Origin of the sequence: Candidatus Pantoea bituminis (genome assembly GCF_018842675.1) — a bacterium.
Lineage (GTDB): Bacteria > Pseudomonadota > Gammaproteobacteria > Enterobacterales > Enterobacteriaceae > Pantoea > Pantoea phytostimulans.
In genome coordinates this window covers 12,017-32,649 of record NZ_JAGTWO010000004.1, presented here as the reverse complement: position 1 = coordinate 32,649, position 20,633 = coordinate 12,017, and the positions used below count along the sequence as shown (strand labels likewise).

The following is a 20,633-nucleotide window of genomic DNA, read 5'->3' as shown; positions in this document are numbered from 1 at the left end:
AGGGTTTCTTGCGGGGTGTTTAGTACATTGCACCCGGCGGTACGTGTTTAAACGTTTCAACGTAAGCGCGGAACACGTACTTAATAATGCGTTTCATGTGTCACCTGTTTCAAAATTTGTTGAAGAAATACGCGAAAAGTATAACTTCCGCGCATTTTACAGGCAATAAATTTTGAAGTAGATCACGTTTTTTGGGTTTTTTGCTTTTTACTCAGTCACGGCTTAAGCGAAGTAACCAAGATGTTGGAACAGAATCGTTGAGCCTACTGCAATCAAGACTAAACCCCGAGCACTTCGGCCCATTTGCCCAAGATCGGACCGATAAAACGCCCGACCAGTACGCCGGTGGTGGCCATGACGGTGGTAGCCGCGCCGATGGTTAACGCCGTGGTAATAATATTGACCTGCAAAAAAGCCAAACCAACGCCGACCGCCAGCGCATCCAAACTGGTCGCTACGGCCGTGGTGGCCAGCACCATAAACCCGTGCTGCTGTGGCGCTTCGCAAGGTTCTGCGACATTTTGGCGAAAACCTTCCATCATCATACGGCCACCCAGAAAGGCCAGCAGAATAAAGGCAACCCAATGATCCCACGCCATAATGTAGCGGCTGGCTGCAAGTCCGATTGCCCAGCCAATTAATGGCGTTAAGGCTTCAATCGAACCAAAAATCAGACCGGTACGCAGCGCTTCTTTGAATCCAGGACGATGCAGCGTGGCACCTTTGCCGAGTGCAGCGGCAAAAGCGTCCATGGACATACCTAAGGCAAGAATGAGCGTGGCAATAAAAGTCATGATTTCAGGTATTGCGATGAAAAAAGCCAGAGTTACCGCTGATTTCACCACACATTTTGTTCAGTAATGAAAAAGTGGCCGCAGTCTAGCACGCATTACTAAAGATAAAAAGACAGTAAAATCATGGATTTAAGTATAGCAAAGGCTATAACTTTTAACAGCCGCTATGTTTGACGCTAAGTTGATGGTGTAAAAGCATTTTCTGAGACCTGTCTTAGTGATTTAAGACCGTTTTTGACGCCCGGTTCGGCATTGTGGGATTGAACCGCAACGTGGATTGCCCGAAAATAGCGGGCTAACCCTTTGAGAAAGTCGCTAATGAATAACCCATTCGAAACAGTCATTATCCCAGGCGGTATTTTATTGCTGGGTTTCCTCTCCGCCCTGCTGCTGCCCGCGCCCGCTTTTGGCATCACTTTGGCGCAACGCCTGATGGAGATGTTTCATTTCCAGGATCTCAGCCAGCTTTACACCGTGGTTTTTTGCATTTGGTTTTTGCTGCTGGGAACGGTGGAGTTCTTTGTGATTCGTTTTGTCTGGCGCCGCTGGTTTAGGGTTTAAACCTGAGCTTGAAAGCGGCTCTTTCTCTCCGCTGATATAACAAAGCGCGATGGCTGTTTAGGTTTGCAGCCTGTTTGAATACACACAAATATGTAACATAATTTTTACAGAAAGGTGATTCAGATCACGTAACCAAAAAATCGCATAAATTCTCAACTATTTTTTTATTGTTTATAATCATAAAGTTAATTAATTCCTTAAAAACTCAGCGGTTTCCTCTGCTGTTTTTCGCTTAAACCCACTTGCAACATATTACTCGGTTAACTTACTGAGTTAATGGTAAAAAGACCTTATATCCCGCCGCCTTTGATGATTAATTCTTATGCTGAATCATTTCTGCATTTAAAAAATAAACAAATGTTTAATTCAGATGCGAGAATGTTATATTCCTAAGACAAAGCATAACGTGCAGTTAACCGTTATCACCGCTTTAACCTATACCTGAGTCTTAACCTTAAGAGATAGCGCAACGCGCTCGAACGAAGCGTGTCTATTTCGCCTGCAAACCTGTTGAGCTTCAGGTCAACAGAAGAGGAGATGTCGCCTCATGTGCAATTCAGCTGTAAACCTTGCGCTCGCGATGAGTGCCATTGGCAAGGACACCACCACGCAGGAGCGTAAAGACGTCGATGTTCTGCTTATCGGCGCGGGCGTCATGAGCGCAACCTTAGGCGCATGGCTGCAAGACTTAGAGCCAGACTGGTCAATCGAAATGGTCGAGCGTCTGGACAGCGTGGCTGAAGAGTCGTCGAATGGCTGGAACAATGCGGGCACCGGCCACGCTGCGTTGGCCGAGCTGAACTATACGCCGCAAAAGGCCGACGGCAGTATCGACATCTCTAAAGCGGTGGCGATCAACGAATCCTTCCAGATTTCACGCCAGTTTTGGGCTTATCACGTCCAGAAAGGCAATCTGAAGAACCCTAAAAGCTTTATCCACAGTACGCCGCACATGAGTTTTGTCTGGGGCGAGGATAACGTTTCGTTTCTGCGCAAGCGCTTCAAGGCGTTGCAGAAAAGCACCTTGTTCCGTGGCATGGATTACTCAGAAGATGCTCAGCAGATTGAGGAGTGGATCCCGCTGGTGATGAAAGGCCGCGATCGCAGCCAGAAAGTGGCCGCGACCTGGACCGAAATGGGTACCGACGTTAACTTCGGCGAAGTCACGCGTCAGCTGATTGCAGCGCTGGAGAAAAAGCCTCATTTCCGTCTGCGCCTGCATCAGGAAGTGCGTGATATCAGCCGCCTCGATGATGGTCGCTGGCAGGTTACGCTGCACTGTCTGGCAAGCGGTACGCAGCGCACGCTGACGGCGAAAACGGTGTTTATCGGTGCAGGTGGTGCGGCGCTGCCGCTGCTGCAAAAAGCCGGCATCCCGGAAGCCAGCGGCTATGCAGGTTTTCCGGTCGGCGGTTCTTTCCTGGTCACCGAAAACCCAGAAGTTGTGAAACAGCACATGGCGAAGGTCTATGGCAAAGCCAGCGTTGGCGCACCGCCGATGTCTGTGCCACACGTTGATACTCGCGTGTTGGATGGTAAGCAAGTGTTGCTGTTCGGGCCGTTTGCGACCTTCTCTACCAAGTTTTTGAAGCAAGGTTCACTGCTGGATATGTTCGCTTCCATGAACAGTTCGAACCTGCTGCCGATGATGCATGTGGGTTTGAAAAGTTTTGACCTGGTGAAATACCTGATGGATCAGGTACTGCAAAGCGATCGCGATCGAATGGATGCGCTGCGCGCGTACGTTCCGCAAGCTAAGCAGGAGGACTGGCGTCTGGTGACAGCGGGCCAACGTGTGCAAATCATCAAGAAAGATGAGAAAGAAGGCGGCGTGCTGCGCCTTGGCACCGAAGTAGTGGCATCGGAAGATGGCTCGATTTCTGCCCTGCTTGGCGCATCACCAGGTGCATCAACCGCCGCACCGATCATGCTGGAGTTGATGCAAAAAGTGTATCCCGAGCAGATGGCATCGCCGGAATGGCAGAACAAAATCCGCACTGTGATCCCATCCTGGGGCCGCAAACTGAATGGTGATGTGGCGCTGACAGAACGCGTACTGGCTGATACCAGCCGCATTTTGCAGCTTGAATACGTCGCGGTCACGCCCATGGCTGCCAACGACGAAGGCCGCGAAACCGCGCACGTTGTGGGAAAGTAACCGGCTGAGCTTTCTTCAAAGGCCTCGCATTGCGAGGCCTTTTTGTTTGCCGCTGGCCTGGTCGACTCACTGATTCTCTATTAGGGTTAGTGGTGTGCTGCACACCATTTGCCACTGAATCAGGAGGAAATGATATGTCCCAACCGACCGCCGCCGCTGAACTCACCTTGCTGGATCGCTATTGGCGCGCTGCCAATTACCTTTCTGTTGGACAGATTTACCTGATGGCAAACCCGCTACTGCGTGAGCCGCTGAAACCGGAACACATCAAGCCCCGCCTGCTTGGGCATTGGGGTACTACACCCGGTCTGAATTTTATCTATGCCCATCTCAATCGCATCATCCGCCAGCAGGATCTCAACCTGATTTATATCTGTGGGCCAGGACATGGTGGCCCCGGAATGGTGGCGAATACCTGGTTAGAGGGCAGCTACAGCGAAATTTATCCGCACATTAGTCAGGATGCGGAAGGTATGCAGCGGCTATTTAAGCAATTTTCTTTTCCCGGTGGGATTCCAAGCCATGCCGCGCCGGAAACGCCGGGTTCGATAAACGAAGGGGTGAGCTGGGCTATTCGCTTTCTCACGCGTTCGGCGCGGCTTTTGATAACCCCGATTTAGTGGTGCCTTGTGTGATTGGCGATGGCGAAGCGGAAACCGGGCCGCTGGCGTCAAGCTGGCACGGCATCAAATTCCTTAATCCTGAACGTGACGGCGCGGTGCTACCGATCCTGCATCTCAACGGCTACAAAATTGCTAACCCAACGATTCTTGGGCGCGCCAGCGATGACGATTTGCATCAGTTGTTCAGCGGTTATGGCTACGAACCGCTGTTTGTGTCGGGTCATGAACCTGAAAAAATGCATGTGCAGATGGCTGATGCCCTGGATAACGCCTTTGCGAAAATCGCCACTTACCAGCGTGAAGCACGCGAAGGCCATGCCACAGAAGGTATTCCGCGCTGGCCAATGATTATTCTGCGCAGCCCTAAAGGCTGGACTGGCCCGCAAACCGTTGATGGCAAAAAAGTAGAAGATTTCTGGCGTGCCCATCAGGTGCCGGTTTCAGGCTGTCGTGAAAATGATGATCACCGCAAAATTCTTGAAGAGTGGATGCGCAGCTATCAGCCAGAAGATCTGTTTGATGAAAACGGTACGCTGAAAGCTGAATTACAGGCGCTGGCACCGCAGGGCGATAAACGCATGGGCGCTTCACCCTTTGCTAATGGCGGCTTACTGCGACGCGAACTGAATGTGCCAGGTATTCGCGAATTTGCTTTTGATACGCAAAAACCCGGCTCACAACAGGCGCAAGCTACCGAGCATCTGGGTCGTTATTTAAGCGCCATCTTTCAGCGAAATAAAGATAATTTCCGTCTGTTTGGCCCAGATGAAACTGCGTCAAATCGCCTGACGCCCGTGTTTGATGTCACCAGTAAAACGTGGCTTGAGGCCGTTAAGCCTTATGACGAACAGCTGGCCCGCGATGGTCGGGTAATGGAAATTCTCAGTGAACATCAGTGTCAGGGTTGGCTGGAAGGTTATTTACTTACGGGCCGCCACGGCTTGTTCAACTGTTATGAAGCGTTTATTCATATCGTCGACTCTATGTTTAATCAGCACGCTAAATGGCTGAAAGTGACGCGCAAGCTGGGCTGGCGTAAACCGATCTCCTCGCTGAATTATCTGCTTTCCTCTCACGTGTGGCGGCAGGACCATAATGGCTACAGTCATCAGGACCCAGGCTTTATCGATCATGTTGCCAACAAGAAAGCTGACATTGTGCGCATCTATTTGCCGCCAGATGCCAACACACTGCTGTGGGTTGGCGATCACTGTTTACGCACCTGGGATCGTATCAACGTGATTGTGGCAGGCAAGCAGCCCGCGGCGCAGTGGCTGGATATGGACAGTGCGATTGCGCACTGCGAAGCGGGCATGGGCGAATGGCGCTGGGCAGGCACCACACCAGAAGGCGAATCGCCCGATGTTGTCATGGCCTGCGCTGGCGATGTGCCGACGCTGGAAACCCTGGCTGCGGTCGATTTACTGCGCGGCTATTTGCCTGATTTGCGTATTCGCGTGGTAAACGTGGTGGATCTTCTTGCACTGCAAACGCAAGATCAGCATCCGCACGGCAAATCCGAAGCAGATTTTGATGCGCTGTTTACGCAAGATAAACCGGTGATTTTTGCGTTCCACGGTTATCCGAGCCTGATTCATCGCCTGACCTATCAGCGTAACAACGACCGCAACTTCCATGTACGCGGTTTTAATGAAGAAGGCACTACCACCACGCCATTTGATATGACAGTGCTTAATGAACTCGATCGTTATCATCTGGCGCAGGAGGCGATTCTGCGCGTGCCGGGCCTTGCCGATAAACACCCCGAGCTGTTGGATGACCTGCAGGAACGCATTGCGGAGCACCATCGTTACGTACGGGAATATGGCGAAGATATCCCTGAAGTGCGCGACTGGTTGTGGCCATCACAGGACGCGCCGGGCGCACCCGATTAAGCAGCGAGTGCATCCACCAGCATCCACGCTGTCGTTGCAACCAGCGACAGCGCCATCAAACTGTTAAACAGGCGGCGCTTCCACTCAATTTGCAGGTGGCTGCGCAGCCGATCACCCAATGCCGCCCAGACTAAAATGCACGGCAAATTAAGCAGCATAAAACCGATCATTACCGTCAGTACGCCGCTGCTGGTGCTGTAAAGCAGCGCGACGTTACTCGCCATTAGCCAGGCTTTAGGGTTAATTGCCTGAAAACAGGCACCGCCTAACAGCGACATCGGCTGCGGCTTAGCCCGCAATTCCGGCGCGCCTGCCCGAAACAGCTTCCACGATAGCCACAGTAAATAGGCACATCCCACCAGCGTTAGCGGCAGGCGAATCGTCGCCATCCAGTGCAGCAAGAGTTCCAGTGCCATGCCCGCAATCGCCGTTTGCACCGCACAACCAATCATAATGCCAAACACCATGGGCAAGGTACGCCGCATACCAAAATTGACACCTGATGTTGCAAGCAACAGGTTATTGGGGCCAGGCGTAATGGACATAACGGTGACATAACTGAAAAAAGAGGGATCGAGCATGATGGCTTTCCGGGTAGTGAACAGAGCTTCATGCTACGGCGATAAAAACAATGGTAACAGAGACACAAAATTACTATTGTGATGGTTACAGTTAAGATTATTTAAAATTGTACCCCTTAATTTTGGAGACTTCTGTGTCCCTTGCGCCATCAACCGATCAACGCCTTTATCAGCAGCTAGCAGATAACTTTGCTGAGGCGATCCATCAAGGTACGCTGAAGCCTGGCAAACGCCTTCCCGCTATTCGTCGGGTAGCCCAATCGCAGCAGGTTAGCGTTAATACAGTGCTCAATGCCTGGCAACTGTTGGAAGATCGCGGCTTAATCGAGGCGCGTCCCCAATCAGGTTATTATGTCCGAAGCGTTTTACCGGCGGTGACGCGCGACGCGCCCCATAAAGCGCGCGTCAGAGATCCCAGCAGTGAAAAACTGGACCTTATCGATAAAGTATTTGCTGCGCAAAATCACCCTGATTACATCAATATTTCGCTGGCTTGCCCGCAAGATAGCGAGCTGTTTCCCTCGGCGCGTATTGGCCGCATTACCGCTTCATTATTACGTCGAAATCCCAACATGATTGGGCGCTATGCGCTTCCGCCTGGTAGTGAGCGCTTACGGGAGGAGATTGCGCGGCGCGCTTTGCATGCCGGGCAATCTTTGACTTCTGATGAGATCACGCTGACGCACGGTTGCATGGAGGCGTTGCAGCTGGCCTTACGTGCGGTAACTCAACCGGGCGACTGTATTGGGCTGGAGTCACCGACTTACTTTTTCCTGTTTCCGCTGCTGGCGTCGCTGGGCCTGAAGGCGCTGGAGATTCCTACCGATCCGCAGCAAGGCTTATCGCTGGATGCGCTGGAAATGCTGCTGCAGGAGAAGCGTATCCAGGCGCTGATTACCATGCCGAGTGCGCAGAATCCGCTGGGTTACTGCATGTCGCTGGAGAATAAGAAGCGACTTGCGAAGTTAGTGAATACTTACCAGATTCCCATGCTGGAAGATGGCCTGTATGACGAATTGCAGTTTGACTGGCCGCTCTCACCTGCCGTGAAAGCCTTTGATCAGCAGGGTTGGGTGCTTTACTGCACCAGCTTTACCAAAACCGTGGCACCCGATTTTCGCATTGGTTGGATTGCTGCCGGGCGCTTTCATGATGCGGTGGCGCGACTCAAAGCGGTTTCTTCTATGGCTGAGTCGGCGCTGCTGTCTGAAACCCTGGCGGAATTTTTAGCTAACGGCGGTTACGATCATCATCTTCGTACGTTACGCCGTCGTTATGCCGCGAATCTGGATGAAGCGCGAGGATTGATTGCGCGTTACTTCCCGCAAGGCACGCGCGCGACGTTGCCGCGCGGTGGTTTTGTATTTTGGGTCGAATTGCCGGGTGGAGTGAATACTACCGAAATGTTTGATCGCCTGCTGCGTGAGCAAATTTGCGTCACGCCCGGCGCGCTCTACTCTTTGAGTGAACGCTATAACCATGCGTTGCGCCTCTCCTGTTGTTACCCGTTTGATGACCGCTATACCTGGGCTATCAAGCGGGCTGGCGCGGTGGCTTGCGAACTGGCGGGTTTGCCGCCAGGTCAGGATCAAGGCGTACCGTTACGGCCCCAAACGGTGTAGCCGTGGCGTTCGGTCAGCCGTTCGTAATAGGTGCGCACCGCCGGATAATCGGGATGATCCAATGGGGTTTCAAACCAGCGGTTCACCGCCAGGCCAACCGGAATATCAGCCAGCGTAAAGTTACGCCCTGCGACGTAGCGCCCGGTTTTTTGTAGCTGCTGATCAAGAATATTCATGGTGTGCGACCAGCCTTTACACGCGGCTGCCAGCAAGCGTGGATCCTGATGGGCAGGCGAATTGCGCACCAGCGACATAAACGCGTAGCGCCAGGACGTATTAAGCTCGGTGGATTGCCAATCCATCCACTGATCGACAGGCGCACGCGCCTGCGGTTGTGTCGGATAAAGCCACTCGCCGCTGTAAGCGTTGACCAGGTAGCGCAGGATGGCGTTGGATTCCCACAGCACGAAGTCATCATCTTTGAGTACCGGAATCAGTGCATTGGGATTGAGCGCCATGAACTCGGGCGAGTGCAGCGATTTGTTGCTGTCGCCCCACTCTTCGCGTTCGTAATCAAGATCCAATTCTTCACACAGCCATAAAACTTTGCGCACGTTGATTGAGGAAGCGCGTCCAAGAATTTTCAACATAACCAGCTCCACCAGCGAAATCTTTAACTTATTCATAACGCTGTTAACAGTGATAAGCAATCACCAGACAGAAAAAGCCTTTTGCAAACCCTAATCAGCAAGGAGAGACAATGAAGGTCGCGTTTAAGCAAGTAGATGTGTTTACTTCGTCAGCATTTAACGGTAATCCGCTGGCTGTGATCATGGATGCACAGGGATTGAGTGATGAACAGCTGGCCGCGATTGCGCGCTGGACGAATTTGTCAGAAACCACCTTTGTGCTGCCACCACAAGATGCGCAGGCGGATTATCGCGTGCGCATTTTTACCGTTGAAGGCGAGCTGCCGTTTGCTGGACATCCCACGCTGGGCACCGCTCATGCGCTGCTTGAAGCGGGTTGGCCGACTAAAACGCCAGGAGAGATTGTACAGGAGTGCGGGGTGGGTAACGTCACGGTGAAAATCGATGCCGGCGGTGCGCTGGCCTTTGCGGCACCGGCTGCAACCTTAACGCCCTATAACGATGCCTTGATGAGCAGTGCCTTAAACAGCGACGCGTTCGATCATACGCACAGCGCCACGGTGGCAGACATGGGAATTCGCTGGTTGTTGATTCCGATGATCAGCGCCGACGCGGTGTTGGCAATCCAACCTGACGTCAGCGATATGCAGCGCTTGAAGAAACATGCTGGCGTAAATGGCGTGATGGTGTTTGGTCGCCTGCCAGAAGGCGAAGCGGAGCAGTATGAAGTACGCGGATTACTGGTAGAAAACGGCAGCCTGACAGAAGATCCGATCACCGGCAGCGCTAACGCCTGCCTGGCGCGTTACTTTGCCGCGCAAGGCCAAATCAGCGCGTATCGTGTACGTCAGGGCACCGCCATTCAGCGTGCAGGCCGTGTGCAAGTCGATTTCGACGGCGAAAATATTTGGATTGGTGGTAACACCGTTACGGTTATCGACGGCACGATTCAGTTATAAAAGCGGTCAGCGGTAAAAGAAACGGGCGACATCGTGTCGCCCGCACGCTTAAATCGACTGCCCGCCTGATGCTTCAATGCGTTGACCGGTGATCCAGCCGGTTTCGTCACTCAGCAAGGCGGTGATGGCATTGCCAATATCGTCTGGTAAGCCCACGCGTCCCAACGCCGTTAGTGAAGCGATGTGCTTGTTCATTTCTGGGTTGTCACGCACCCGACCGCCACCAAAATCGGTTTCTATCGCGCCTGGCGCCAAAATGTTGACGCGGATACCGCGCTCACCTAACTCTTTCGCCTGATAACGCGTTAAGACTTCCATCGCTGCTTTGATCGAGCCGTAGGTGCCAGAACCTGGCAGGATGATGCGTGTCAGTCCGCTGGAGATATTCAGGATGCGTCCGCCATCGGCAATCACGGGCAACAGTTTCTGCGTCAGGAAAAAGGGCCTTTGAAATGGACATTGATCAGACTATCAAATTCCTCTTCGGTGGTTTCCGCGAAAGGTTTGTAATGACCGATGCCAGCATTGTTCACTAAATAATCAAAGCTTTCTCGCTGCCAGAGATTTTGCAGCGCGTTTTTTACTGCGGTCACGAAGCCGTCAAATTGTTGAGTATCGCCGACATCCAGTGCCAGCGCGACTGCACGGCCACCGAGCGCTTCAATCTCCTTAACAACCGCCTGCGCCTCTTCTGCCTGACTACGGTAGGTCAAAATGATATCGGTCTGCCTGGCTGCTAGTTTTAGGGCTGCATTCTTGCCTAAACCACGACTTCCGCCAGTAATTAACGCTATTTTATGACTCATACTTCGCTCCTGTTGCAAAATTGAACACGCGTTAAGGATATTCGCTAATAATTGATCCATAAACGCAGTTCAATACGCATCACTGTTTCACTTAAAACAACAATCGGTGAACAACATGGATAAAATTCACGCAATGCAGGTGTTCGTCCGGGTTGCCGAAATGGGCAGTTTTACCCGAGCTGCAGAAAGTTTAGGTCTTCCTAAGGGCAGCGTGTCGCGGCAGTTACAGGCGCTGGAAAATCAGATGGGAACGCGGCTATTGCATCGCACCACGCGTCGCGTGCAACTGACTCAAGATGGGCTGGTTTATTACGATCGCTGCTTGGACATGCTGTCGATCTTGGATGATATGGACAGCCTGTTTCAACACGATCCCGCCACCCTAAGCGGCAAGCTGCGCGTGGATATGTCGGTGGCGATGGCAACCGGTTTTGTCCTGCCGCGCTTGCCGGAATTTTTGCAGCACTATCCCGGTATCGAATTAGAACTCAGCAGCAGCGATCGCCAGGTTGATGTGGTTCGGGAAGGGTTTGATTGCGTGATTCGCGTTGGCGAACTGAAAGATTCAGGCTTGATTGCCCGTAAGATCGGCAGCTACAGCTTGATCAACTGCGCAAGTCCTGGCTACCTTTCGCGCTTTGGTATGCCGATTCGCCTGGAAGAATTATCGCAACATGCGATGGTGCATTACACCCAACAGCTCGGCCAACCTTCACCCGGTTTTGAGTATTTCGATGGCAAACTGACGCATTTCGTCAAGACTGGCGGCGTGGTGACGGTGAACAGCACCGAAACGTATCGCGCTGCCTGCCTGGCGGGTTTGGGCATTATTCAGGTGCCGGCGATTGGCATTCAAAAACTGCTGGAGTCGGGTGAGCTGGTTGAAGTACTGCACCATTTTCCGGCGAAACCGATGCCTATCCATCTGCTCTACCCACATCGGCGCAACGTAGCACGGCGTGTGCGGGTATTTATGGAGTGGCTGAGCCAGGTCTTGCAGGAGTACGTTACCTGACAAGCTATAATTTATTTTTATTAATAACAGGATGATGAGCGTCTATGACAGACAACCAGGAAAAACCACACGATACGCAGCCTGATAAGCCGCTGATCGATATCAAGACCGGCAATAAATCTGTCGATAAATCCATTGTTCGCGTGTCGCGTTTTGCCGCCTGGTTTCAGGCTATTCCCGCGGTTGCGCATTTCATTCGTGCGCTTGATCGCTTTAACGATCGTCTCGGCAGCCAGTTTGGTGCCGCCATTACCTATTTTTCTTTTTTATCGTTGATCCCGATTTTGATGGTCTCCTTTGCCGCGGTGGGTTTTGTGTTGGCATCCAATCAGGATCTGTTGACCGATGTGATCAACAAGATCGTGAGCAGCATCAGCGATCCCACGTTGGCAACCACGCTAAAGAACACGGTGAATACGGCGGTTCAACAGCGTGCGACGGTGGGAATCACCGGTTTACTGCTGGCGCTCTATTCAGGATTGAACTGGATGGGCAATCTGCGTGAAGCGATTCGCGCGCAGTCGCGTGACGTTTGGGAACGCAAGCCCGACGATAAAGAGAAGATTTGGAAACGCTACCTCCGCGATCTTTTGTCGTTGATCGGTTTAATGCTGGCGTTGGTTATCACCCTATCGCTGACCTCTGTTGCCGGTTCTGCGCAGGAAACCATTGTGCGTGCGTTAGGGCTGGATGGCATTGAATGGCTGCGCCCCGCGCTGACTATCATCGCGACGTCGATTTCCGTCTTAGCCAACTATCTGCTGTTTCTGTGGATTTTCTGGATTCTGCCGCGCCACAAGCCACGTAAAAAAGCGCTGTTTCGCGGTACGCTGCTGGCGGCGATTGGCTTTGAGGTGATTAAATTTGTGATGACGCTAACGCTGCCCAAGCTGGCTAGTTCACCTTCTGGCGCCGCCTTTGGCTCGGTGCTGGGCTTAATGGCCTTTTTCTATTTCTTCGCGCGTTTGACGCTGTTTTGTGCGGCCTGGATCGCTACGGCTAAGTACAAAGATGACCCGCGCATCTCGGAAACGGTTAAAGATTCACGTAACCGTTGATGACAAAGCGTTAACAACAGCGGAAAATCTTTCCCCTCGCCTATTTTTCATGCAAATAGCAGGATGAATAGCTGAGGGGTCTCTTTTATTAAGCCATTTTGTAGAGTATCCCGCCAAAATTCCGCCACTTCACCCTGACATAACCCGACATTAGTTAAGAGACAGAAATTATCCACTTTTTGGCCGCTAAAGCCTGTTGTGTCGCGGTTTTTCGTCATTGAATGACGTCATACAGGTGCGTAAGATTCTTGGTCTCATTTACAAATAAGATACAGTTATGCAAGCCTCCATCTCAGAAAAAATCGACAAGCAATATGATCCAACGCCGGTCAATTCGCGTAGCAAAGTGGTTATTGCATCGCTGGTCGGTACAGCCATTGAATTCTTCGATTTCTATATTTATGCCACTGCCGCCGTGATTGTTTTTCCGCACATCTTTTTCCCACAAGGTGATGCCACCGTCGCGACGCTACAATCGCTGGCGACTTTTGCCATCGCCTTCGTGGCGCGTCCAATTGGCTCCGCGCTATTTGGCCACTTTGGTGATCGCATTGGCCGTAAAGCCACGCTGGTCGCTTCACTGCTGACCATGGGCATTTCTACCGTGGTGATTGGCCTGCTGCCAGGTTATGAAACCATTGGTGTGATGGCACCGCTGCTGCTGGCACTGGCGCGATTTGGGCAGGGTTTGGGATTAGGCGGCGAATGGGGCGGCGCGGCGCTGCTGGCAACCGAAAACGCACCGGCTAAGAAGCGTGCGCTGTACGGTTCATTCCCGCAGCTGGGCGCACCGATCGGCTTCTTTTTGCCAACGGAACGTTCCTGCTGCTCTCCTGGCTGCTTACCGATCAGCAGTTCATGGATTGGGGCTGGCGCGTGCCGTTTATCCTTTCCGCCGTGCTGGTGTTAATTGGTTTGTATGTGCGCGTTTCGCTGCATGAAAGCCCGGTGTTTGCCAAGGTGCAAAAAGAGAAGAAACAGGTGCGTGTACCGATTGTGGCGCTGCTAAGCAAGCATATGACCGCGACGATCCTTGGCACCTTTATCATGCTCGCGACTTATACGCTGTTTTACATCATGACCGTTTACTCCATGAGTTACGGCACCGCAGCGGCCCCTGCTGGTCTTGGGTTCTCGCGGAACAGTTTCCTGTGGATGCTGATGGTGGCCGTGATTGGCTTTGGCATCATGGTGCCGATTGCCGGTATCCTGGCTGACCGCTTTGGTCGTCGTAAAACCATGATCACCATTACCCTGCTGATTATCGTTTTTCGTTTATGTTCCCGATGCTATTGGGTTCAGGATCGCAAGCGCTGGTCATGGTCTTCTTGCTGCTCGGCCTGAGCATCATGGGTTTAACCTTCGGCCCAATGGGTGCGCTGCTGCCAGAGCTGTTCCCGACAGAAGTGCGTTATACCGGCGCGTCGTTCTCCTATAACCTCTCATCGATTCTTGGCGCGTCCGTTGCGCCTTATATCGCAACCTGGTTGAACACCCACTATGGTTTGCAGGCGGTAGGGTTCTATCTGGCCTCAATGGCGGTGCTGACACTGATTGCGTTGATTGCCTGTAAAGAGACGCGCAACCAAACGCTGTATGAGGCGTAATTGCTAAGACTTCGGCTTCAGTAGTGATGAGAAACCCGGCTCAGGCCGGGTTTTTTATTGGGGTTGGGTTGGGCTGGGTACTTGATGGTGCACGCTGTCCCCCATCCCGGTTACTCCTGAGTAAGGTGTCGTTTGTCCCCCACCTCGGTCCTCCCCCATAAATGGGGGAGGAAGATGCTGCTATCTGTTATTTATGAAGCTACATGCGGCAGCGTCTCCTTCCCCGCTTCGCGGGGAAGGCCGGGATGGGGGGCAGCGCGCACCGACAAACGACACCTTATCTAGCCTGCCCGGAATGGGGCAGCGTGTACCAAATTCAGCCCATAAAAAAACCCCGGCAAGCCGGGGTTTCTCTGCTGAAAATCGTGTTACCGAGGATTAACCAGCGACAGCGATACGCTTCATATCAGTCATGTAGCCACGCAGTTTACGGCCTACGGTTTCGATTGCATGCTGACGAACCGCTTCGTTGACATCACGCAGCTGTGCGTTATCAACCTGAGTCCCTTCAACCGCTTTGCCCAGATCGCCCGGCTGCAGAGTGGTCATGAACTCTTTCAGCAGCGGAACAGCCGCGAAGGAGAACAGATAGTTACCGTACTCGGCGGTGTCAGAGATAACCACGTTCATCTCATACAGACGCTTACGTGCAATGGTGTTAGCAATCAGTGGCAGCTCATGCAGTGATTCATAATAAGCTGACTCTTCAATGATGCCTGCATCAACCATGGTTTCGAAAGCCAGCTCAACGCCTGCTTTCACCATGGCAACCATCACAACGCCTTTGTCGTAGTATTCTTGCTCTTCGATTTTACCTTCGTACTGAGACGCGGTTTCAAACGCAGTTTGGCCGGTCTCTTCACGCCAGGTCAGCAGATTTTTGTCATCATTCGCCCAGTCAGCCATCATGCCAGAAGAGAATTCGCCGGAGATGATGTCGTCCATGTGCTTCTGGAACAGGGGAGCCATGATGGTTTTTAACTGTTCAGACAGCGCATAAGCGCGCAGTTTCGCCGGGTTAGAGAGGCGATCCATCATCAAGGTAATACCACCAAATTTCAGCGATTCGGTGATGGTTTCCCAGCCGAACTGAATCAGTTTTTCAGCATAGGTCGGATCGGCACCTTCAGCCACCAGCTTGTCGAAGCACAGCAGTGAACCCGCCTGCAACATGCCACACAGAATGGTTTGCTCGCCCATCAGGTCAGATTTTACTTCAGCCACGAAAGAGGATTCCAACACACCAGCGCGATCGCCGCCGGTTGCTGCAGCCCAGGCTTTAGCGATGGTCATGCCTTCGCCTTTTGGATCGTTTTCTGGATGAACCGCGATCAGCGTAGGTACGCCGAAACCACGTTTATATTCTTCACGCACTTCGGTGCCCGGACATTTCGGTGCAACCATCACCACGGTGATGTCTTTACGGATAGTTTCACCGACTTCAACGATGTTAAAGCCGTGCGAGTAACCCAGCGCAGCGCCATCTTTCATCAGCGGCTGAACAGCCTGAACGACCGCTGAGTGCTGCTTGTCTGGCGTCAGGTTAACCACTAAATCAGCTTGTGGAATCAACTCTTCGTAAGTGCCTACTTTGAAACCGTTATCGGTCGCTTTGCGCCACGATGCACGTTTCTCAGCGATGGCTTCCGCGCGCAGAGCGTAGGAAACGTCCAGACCGGAATCGCGCATGTTAAGACCCTGATTCAGGCCTTGAGCACCACAGCCAACGATGACGACTTTTTTGCCTTTCAGAAAGCTAGCGCCGTCCGCGAATTCATCGCGCGCCATGAAACGACATTTACCTAACTGCGCTAACTGATTGCGCAGGTTCAATGTGTTGAAATAGTTGGCCATGAGTACTCCAGTGAGGTTGTGTTTACTGTTTTTGTTTGGATACGACAGCTGATTGCAGCGCCGCGAATGACCCCATCATATGACAGGAAATCTGTTGCTTAAATTGATATATTAACAACGTTACATTGCAATATTTGCAATACCACTTTGAGACGATGCGCATATGGACTTACGAGATCTAAAATTGTTTCTTCATCTGGCTGAAAGCTGTCACTTTGGCCGTACCGCGCGCGCTATGCACGTCAGCCCTTCGACGCTGTCGCGTCAGATACAGCGCCTGGAGGAAGATGTGGGCCACGCGCTTTTTTACGTGATAACCGCACGGTGACGCTGACTGAAGCAGGTGAGCGCTTGCGCCAGTTCGCGCAACAAACGCTGTTGCAGTATCAACAGCTGCGTCACGTGATGGATCTGAATGGCCCGTCGCTGAGTGGTGAACTCCGTCTTTTCTGCTCGGTAACGGCCGCCTACAGCCATCTCCCGCCGATTCTTGACCGCTTTCGCGCTGAACATCCACAAGTTGAAATCAAGCTCAACACCGGCGATGCCGCCGATGCGGTGGAAAAAGTGCACTCCGGCGATGCCGATCTGGCGATTGCCGGACGGCCTGAAACGCTGCCCGCCAGCATTGATTTTATGCCATTGGGGCTGATCCCGCTGGTGCTGATCGCGCCAGCGCTGCCCTGCACGGTGCGAGCACAAGCCACGCAGCCGACGCCAGACTGGTCACAAATTCCCTTTATCCTGCCGGAACAAGGGCCTGCACGCCGCCGCATCGATTTATGGTTTCGGCGTCACCGCATTCCCAATCCGTTGATTTATGCCACGGTTTCCGGGCATGAAGCGATTGTGTCAATGGTCGCGCTAGGGTGTGGCATTGCCTTGCTGCCTGATGTGGTACTGGAAAACAGCCCAGAACCGGTGCGTAATCGCGTATTGATGCTAGAAAATGTGGAATCGGTCGCGCCATTCGAGCTTGGTGTCTGCGTACAAAAAAGCGGCTCGGGGAGCCGCTTATTAGTGCTTTCTGGAGCCAGCTGTAGTCACCGAAATTTACTGCCCCGCGAGGAAAAGCGGAACGCCGGGTTCTGGGTTTCATCATGAAAGTCGTAACCCAGATCGGCGAGGTGCTCTTCAAAGCGGGGTTCGATATCGCCCAGTTCAAAGCCCGCCAGCACGCGACCATAGTCGGTGCCGTGGCTGCGGTAGTGAAACAGCGAAATATTCCAGTGGGTACCGAGCGTTTGCAGAAATTTCAGCAAGGCGCCCGGCGCTTCTGGAAACTCAAAACTGAATAAGCGTTCACGCAGCGGCTTGGATGGACGTCCTCCCACCATGTAACGCACATGCAGCTTCGCCATTTCATCGTCTGACAAATCCACTACCTGATAACCACTTTCGGTCAGATGCGTGATGATTTCACTGCGCTCTTCCAGGCCACGCGTTAAGCGCACACCCACAAAAATGCAGGCTTTGTCAGCATCAGCATAGCGATAGTTGAACTCAGTAATGGAACGTCCACCTAGCGTCTGACAGAACTTCAGGAAACTGCCCTGCTGTTCGGGAATGGTGACTGCCAGCAGCGCTTCACGCTGTTCGCCTAACTCGCAACGCTCGGAGACATAACGTAACCCGTGAAAGTTGACGTTAGCGCCTGATAACACGTGCGCCAGACGTTCGCCTTTGATGTCATGTTGCTGGATGTACTTTTTCATGCCCGCCAGCGCCAGCGCGCCAGAAGGTTCAGCCACGGCACGCACATCTTCGAACAGATCCTTCATCGCGGCGCAGATAGCATCGCTGTCAACGGTGATGATGTCGTCGAGGTATTCCTGGCAGAGACGGAAAGTTTCAGTGCCGATGCGCTTTACCGCCACGCCTTCAGCAAATAAACCCACACGCGGCAGATCAACCGGGTGGCCCGCTTCCAGCGCTGCTTTCAGGCAAGCTGAATCTTCTGATTCCACCGCAATCACTTTGATTTGTGGCATTAGCTGTTTGATCAGTACCGCCACGCCCGCCGCCAAACCGCCGCCGCCAACCGGCACAAAAACGCGGTCGAGATGCGCATCCTGTTGCAGCAGCTCCAACGCCAGCGTGCCTTGCCCGGCGATCACTGCGGGGTGATCAAAAGGCGGAACGAAGGTGTAGCCCCGCTGCTCTGACAATTCAATGGCCTTGGCTTTCGCCTCGTCAAAGTTGGCGCCAAACAGATAAGCCTCTCCGCCAAATGCGCGCACCGCATCAACCTTGATATCGGCTGTCGCCAGCGGCATCACAATCAGTGATTTGATACCTAACTTACTGGCGGAGAGCGCCACGCCCTGTGCATGGTTTCCGGCCGAAGCCGTTACCACACCGCGCGCTTTCTGCTCTTCATTCAGACCGGCAATCATCGCGTAGGCGCCACGCAGTTTGAAACTGTGCACCGGTTGACGATCTTCGCGCTTCACCAGAATGGTGTTACCGAGACGCGATGAAATTTTTTCCATTTTTTGTAGCGGCGTTACCTGTGCAACTTCATACACCGGTGAACGCAGCACCGCGCGCAAGTACTCTGCGCCACATGGCGCATCGGGTAGCGGTTGAGACTCAGCCATCAGTTAGCCTCCCAGCTTACTCTTGTCACGTACCGCGCCTTTGTCTGCGCTGGTTGCAAGCAAAGCATAGGCACGCAGCGCAAAGGAGACTTCACGTTCACGGTTGACTGGCGTATAAGCCTCAGCACCGCGCGCTTCTTGCTCTTCACGACGCGCATGCAGTTCGTTATCCGGTACCGCCAGCTTGATGCCACGGTTCGGGATATCGATCTCAATGATATCGCCCTCTTTCACCAGCGCGATAGTGCCGCCGCTGGCGGCTTCTGGCGATGCATGACCAATCGACAGACCTGAAGTCCCGCCTGAGAAACGGCCATCGGTGATCAGTGCACAGCTTTTGCCCAGCCCCATGGATTTCAGGTAAGTGGTCGGATAGAGCATTTCTTGCATGCCTGGTCCGCCTTTCGGCCCTTCGTAACGGATGACAACCACATCGCCCGCAACGACTTTGCCACCCAGAATGGCGGCTACCGCATCATCCTGGCTTTCGTAAACTTTCGCCGGGCCACTGAAGGTCAGGCTTTCTTCGTCCACGCCCGCAGTTTTGACGATACAACCATCTTCTGCAATGTTGCCGTACAGTACCGCCAAGCCGCCTTCCTGTGAGTACGCATGCTCGCGGGTACGAATACACCCCTCGGCACGATCGTCATCCAACGTGTCCCAACGGCAATTCTGTGAGAATGCCTGGGTGGTACGAATACCGGCTGGACCTGCGCGGAACATGTCCTTCACCGCCTGGTCTTTTGTCAGCATGACGTCGTACTGATCTAACGTCTCACGCATTGTCTGTTGGAGGATGTTGCGAGTGCTGGAGTCGAGCAAGCCAGCACGATCCAACTCACCCAGAATCCCGATTACGCCACCTGCACGGTGAACATCTTCCATGTGGTATTTCGGCGTACTCGGCGCCACTTTACACAGTTGCGGCACTTTGCGTGACAAGCGGTCAATATCGGAAATATTGAAATCGATTCCCCCTTCCTGCGCCGCCGCTATCAGATGCAGAACAGTGTTAGTGGAACCGCCCATGGCAATGTCCAGCGTCATGGCGTTCTCAAACGCTGCCTTGGTGGCGATATTGCGCGGCAGCATGTTGACGTCATCCTGCTCGTAATAGCGTTTGGTCAGGCTCACGATGCGCTTACCGGCGTTGATGAAGAGATCTTTGCGGTCTGCGTGAGTTGCCAGCAAAGAACCATTGCCCGGCTGCGAAAGACCCAGCGCTTCGGTCAGACAGTTCATTGAGTTTGCAGTGAACATGCCGGAGCACGAGCCGCAGGTTGGACACGCAGAGCGTTCGATCTGCTCGCTGTCGGCATCGCTGACGTTTGGGTTGGCACCCTGAATCATCGCATCAACCAGATCCAGCTTGATGATTTTGTCTGAAAGCTTGGTTTTACCGGCTTCCATTGGACCGCCGGAAACAAAGATCACCGGGATGTTCAGACGCATTGACGCCATTAACATGCCGGGGGTGATTTTGTCGCAGTTAGAGATACAGACCATGGCATCGGCGCAGTGTGCGTTGACCATATATTCAACCGAGTCTGCAATGAGCTCGCGTGAAGGCAGTGAATACAGCATGCCGCCATGCCCCATGGCAATACCGTCATCGACCGCGATGGTGTTGAACTCTTTGGCTACACCGCCCGCCGCTTCAATCTGCTCGGCGACCAGTTTGCCGAGGTCACGCAGATGAACGTGGCCAGGTACGAATTGGGTGAATGAGTTGACCACGGCAATAATCGGCTTGCCGAAATCGTCGTCGGTCATTCCTGTCGCGCGCCACAAGGCACGGGCACCTGCCATATTACGGCCATGGGTGGTAGTGGCGGAACGGTACTTAGGCATGCTCTATTTACTCCAAAATGAATAAGGTCGCGGACGTCGACTGACGCCCGCGCACT

At 53.0% G+C, this 20,633-nt stretch carries 12 protein-coding genes and 5 pseudogenes; 9 read left to right on the top strand and 8 right to left on the bottom strand.

Features of this window, described 5'->3' with window-relative positions; all coding sequences use genetic code 11:
- Positions 1-19: 19 nt before the first annotated feature.
- The gene (gene azuC, locus KQP84_RS26140) at positions 20-97 is read right to left on the bottom strand and encodes a stress response protein AzuC (RefSeq protein WP_215848200.1); all 78 of its coding nucleotides are present in this window, start codon (positions 95-97) and stop codon (positions 20-22) included.
- 125 nt (positions 98-222) lie between these two features.
- A pseudogene (gene mntP / locus KQP84_RS03795) lies at positions 223-794 on the bottom strand (manganese efflux pump MntP).
- Between the two features lie 318 nt (positions 795-1,112).
- On the opposite strand from mntP, the gene KQP84_RS03790 reads away from it, so the two are divergent.
- From KQP84_RS03790 to KQP84_RS03780, 3 genes and pseudogenes are all read left to right on the top strand, one after another.
- Positions 1,113-1,355, top strand: a complete 243-nt coding sequence (locus tag KQP84_RS03790; protein ID WP_215845284.1) for a DUF1158 domain-containing protein — start codon at positions 1,113-1,115, stop codon at positions 1,353-1,355.
- A 547-nt stretch (positions 1,356-1,902) separates the two neighbouring features.
- A complete protein-coding gene (gene mqo, locus KQP84_RS03785; RefSeq protein ID WP_215845283.1) occupies positions 1,903-3,513 on the top strand; it encodes a malate dehydrogenase (quinone) in 1,611 nt (536 codons plus the stop codon).
- Between the two features lie 134 nt (positions 3,514-3,647).
- Positions 3,648-6,031: pseudogene (locus KQP84_RS03780) on the top strand (phosphoketolase family protein).
- Here the strand turns inward: KQP84_RS03780 and KQP84_RS03775 are convergent.
- On the bottom strand, positions 6,028-6,612 hold the full coding sequence (locus KQP84_RS03775) for a LysE family translocator (RefSeq protein ID WP_215845282.1): 585 nt from the start codon (positions 6,610-6,612) through the stop codon (positions 6,028-6,030). The pseudogene KQP84_RS03780 and the gene KQP84_RS03775 overlap by 4 nt on opposite strands.
- Before the next feature lie 134 nt (positions 6,613-6,746).
- Here KQP84_RS03775 and KQP84_RS03770 point away from each other — a divergent pair, with 134 nt between their 5' ends.
- On the top strand, positions 6,747-8,234 hold the full coding sequence (locus KQP84_RS03770) for an aminotransferase-like domain-containing protein (protein WP_215845281.1): 1,488 nt from the start codon (positions 6,747-6,749) through the stop codon (positions 8,232-8,234).
- Here the strand turns inward: KQP84_RS03770 and KQP84_RS03765 are convergent.
- Positions 8,201-8,824, bottom strand: coding sequence for a glutathione S-transferase family protein (locus KQP84_RS03765; protein ID WP_215845280.1), 624 nt, complete (start codon positions 8,822-8,824; stop codon positions 8,201-8,203). The two genes, KQP84_RS03770 and KQP84_RS03765, sit on opposite strands and share 34 nt — an antisense overlap.
- Positions 8,825-8,934: 110 nt before the next feature.
- On the opposite strand from KQP84_RS03765, the gene KQP84_RS03760 reads away from it, so the two are divergent.
- Positions 8,935-9,783 (top strand): PhzF family phenazine biosynthesis protein, encoded by an 849-nt coding sequence (locus KQP84_RS03760; RefSeq protein WP_215845279.1) that lies wholly within the window; start codon positions 8,935-8,937, stop codon positions 9,781-9,783.
- A 48-nt stretch (positions 9,784-9,831) separates the two neighbouring features.
- Here KQP84_RS03760 and KQP84_RS03755 read toward each other — a convergent pair.
- Positions 9,832-10,589 (bottom strand): annotated as a pseudogene (locus KQP84_RS03755) (SDR family NAD(P)-dependent oxidoreductase).
- A 115-nt stretch (positions 10,590-10,704) separates the two neighbouring features.
- Here KQP84_RS03755 and KQP84_RS03750 point away from each other — a divergent pair.
- The 3 genes and pseudogenes from KQP84_RS03750 to KQP84_RS03740 all read left to right on the top strand — a co-directional run bounded on the left by KQP84_RS03750 (position 10,705) and on the right by KQP84_RS03740 (position 14,269).
- A complete protein-coding gene (locus KQP84_RS03750) occupies positions 10,705-11,604 on the top strand; it encodes a LysR family transcriptional regulator (protein WP_215845278.1) in 900 nt (299 codons plus the stop codon).
- Positions 11,605-11,648: 44 nt separating this feature from the next.
- Positions 11,649-12,662 carry an inner membrane protein YhjD gene (yhjD, locus tag KQP84_RS03745; protein WP_215845277.1) on the top strand — a complete coding sequence of 338 codons (1,014 nt, stop codon included), beginning with the start codon at positions 11,649-11,651 and terminating at the stop codon, positions 12,660-12,662.
- 277 nt (positions 12,663-12,939) lie between these two features.
- Positions 12,940-14,269, top strand: a pseudogene (locus KQP84_RS03740) (MFS transporter).
- 378 nt (positions 14,270-14,647) lie between these two features.
- Here KQP84_RS03740 and ilvC read toward each other — a convergent pair.
- Positions 14,648-16,123, bottom strand: coding sequence for a ketol-acid reductoisomerase (gene ilvC / locus KQP84_RS03735; protein ID WP_215845276.1), 1,476 nt, complete (start codon positions 16,121-16,123; stop codon positions 14,648-14,650).
- 163 nt (positions 16,124-16,286) lie between these two features.
- On the opposite strand from ilvC, the pseudogene ilvY reads away from it, so the two are divergent.
- Positions 16,287-17,166 (top strand): annotated as a pseudogene (gene ilvY / locus KQP84_RS03730) (HTH-type transcriptional activator IlvY).
- Here ilvY and ilvA read toward each other — a convergent pair.
- Together ilvA and ilvD are read right to left on the bottom strand one after the other, a co-directional pair.
- Positions 17,167-18,726, bottom strand: coding sequence for a threonine ammonia-lyase, biosynthetic (gene ilvA, locus KQP84_RS03725; RefSeq protein ID WP_215848199.1), 1,560 nt, complete (start codon positions 18,724-18,726; stop codon positions 17,167-17,169). It abuts the pseudogene before it with no gap.
- Complete coding sequence (ilvD, locus tag KQP84_RS03720) at positions 18,727-20,577, bottom strand: dihydroxy-acid dehydratase (protein ID WP_215845275.1); 1,851 nt, start codon at positions 20,575-20,577, stop codon at positions 18,727-18,729.
- Positions 20,578-20,633: the final 56 nt, after the last annotated feature.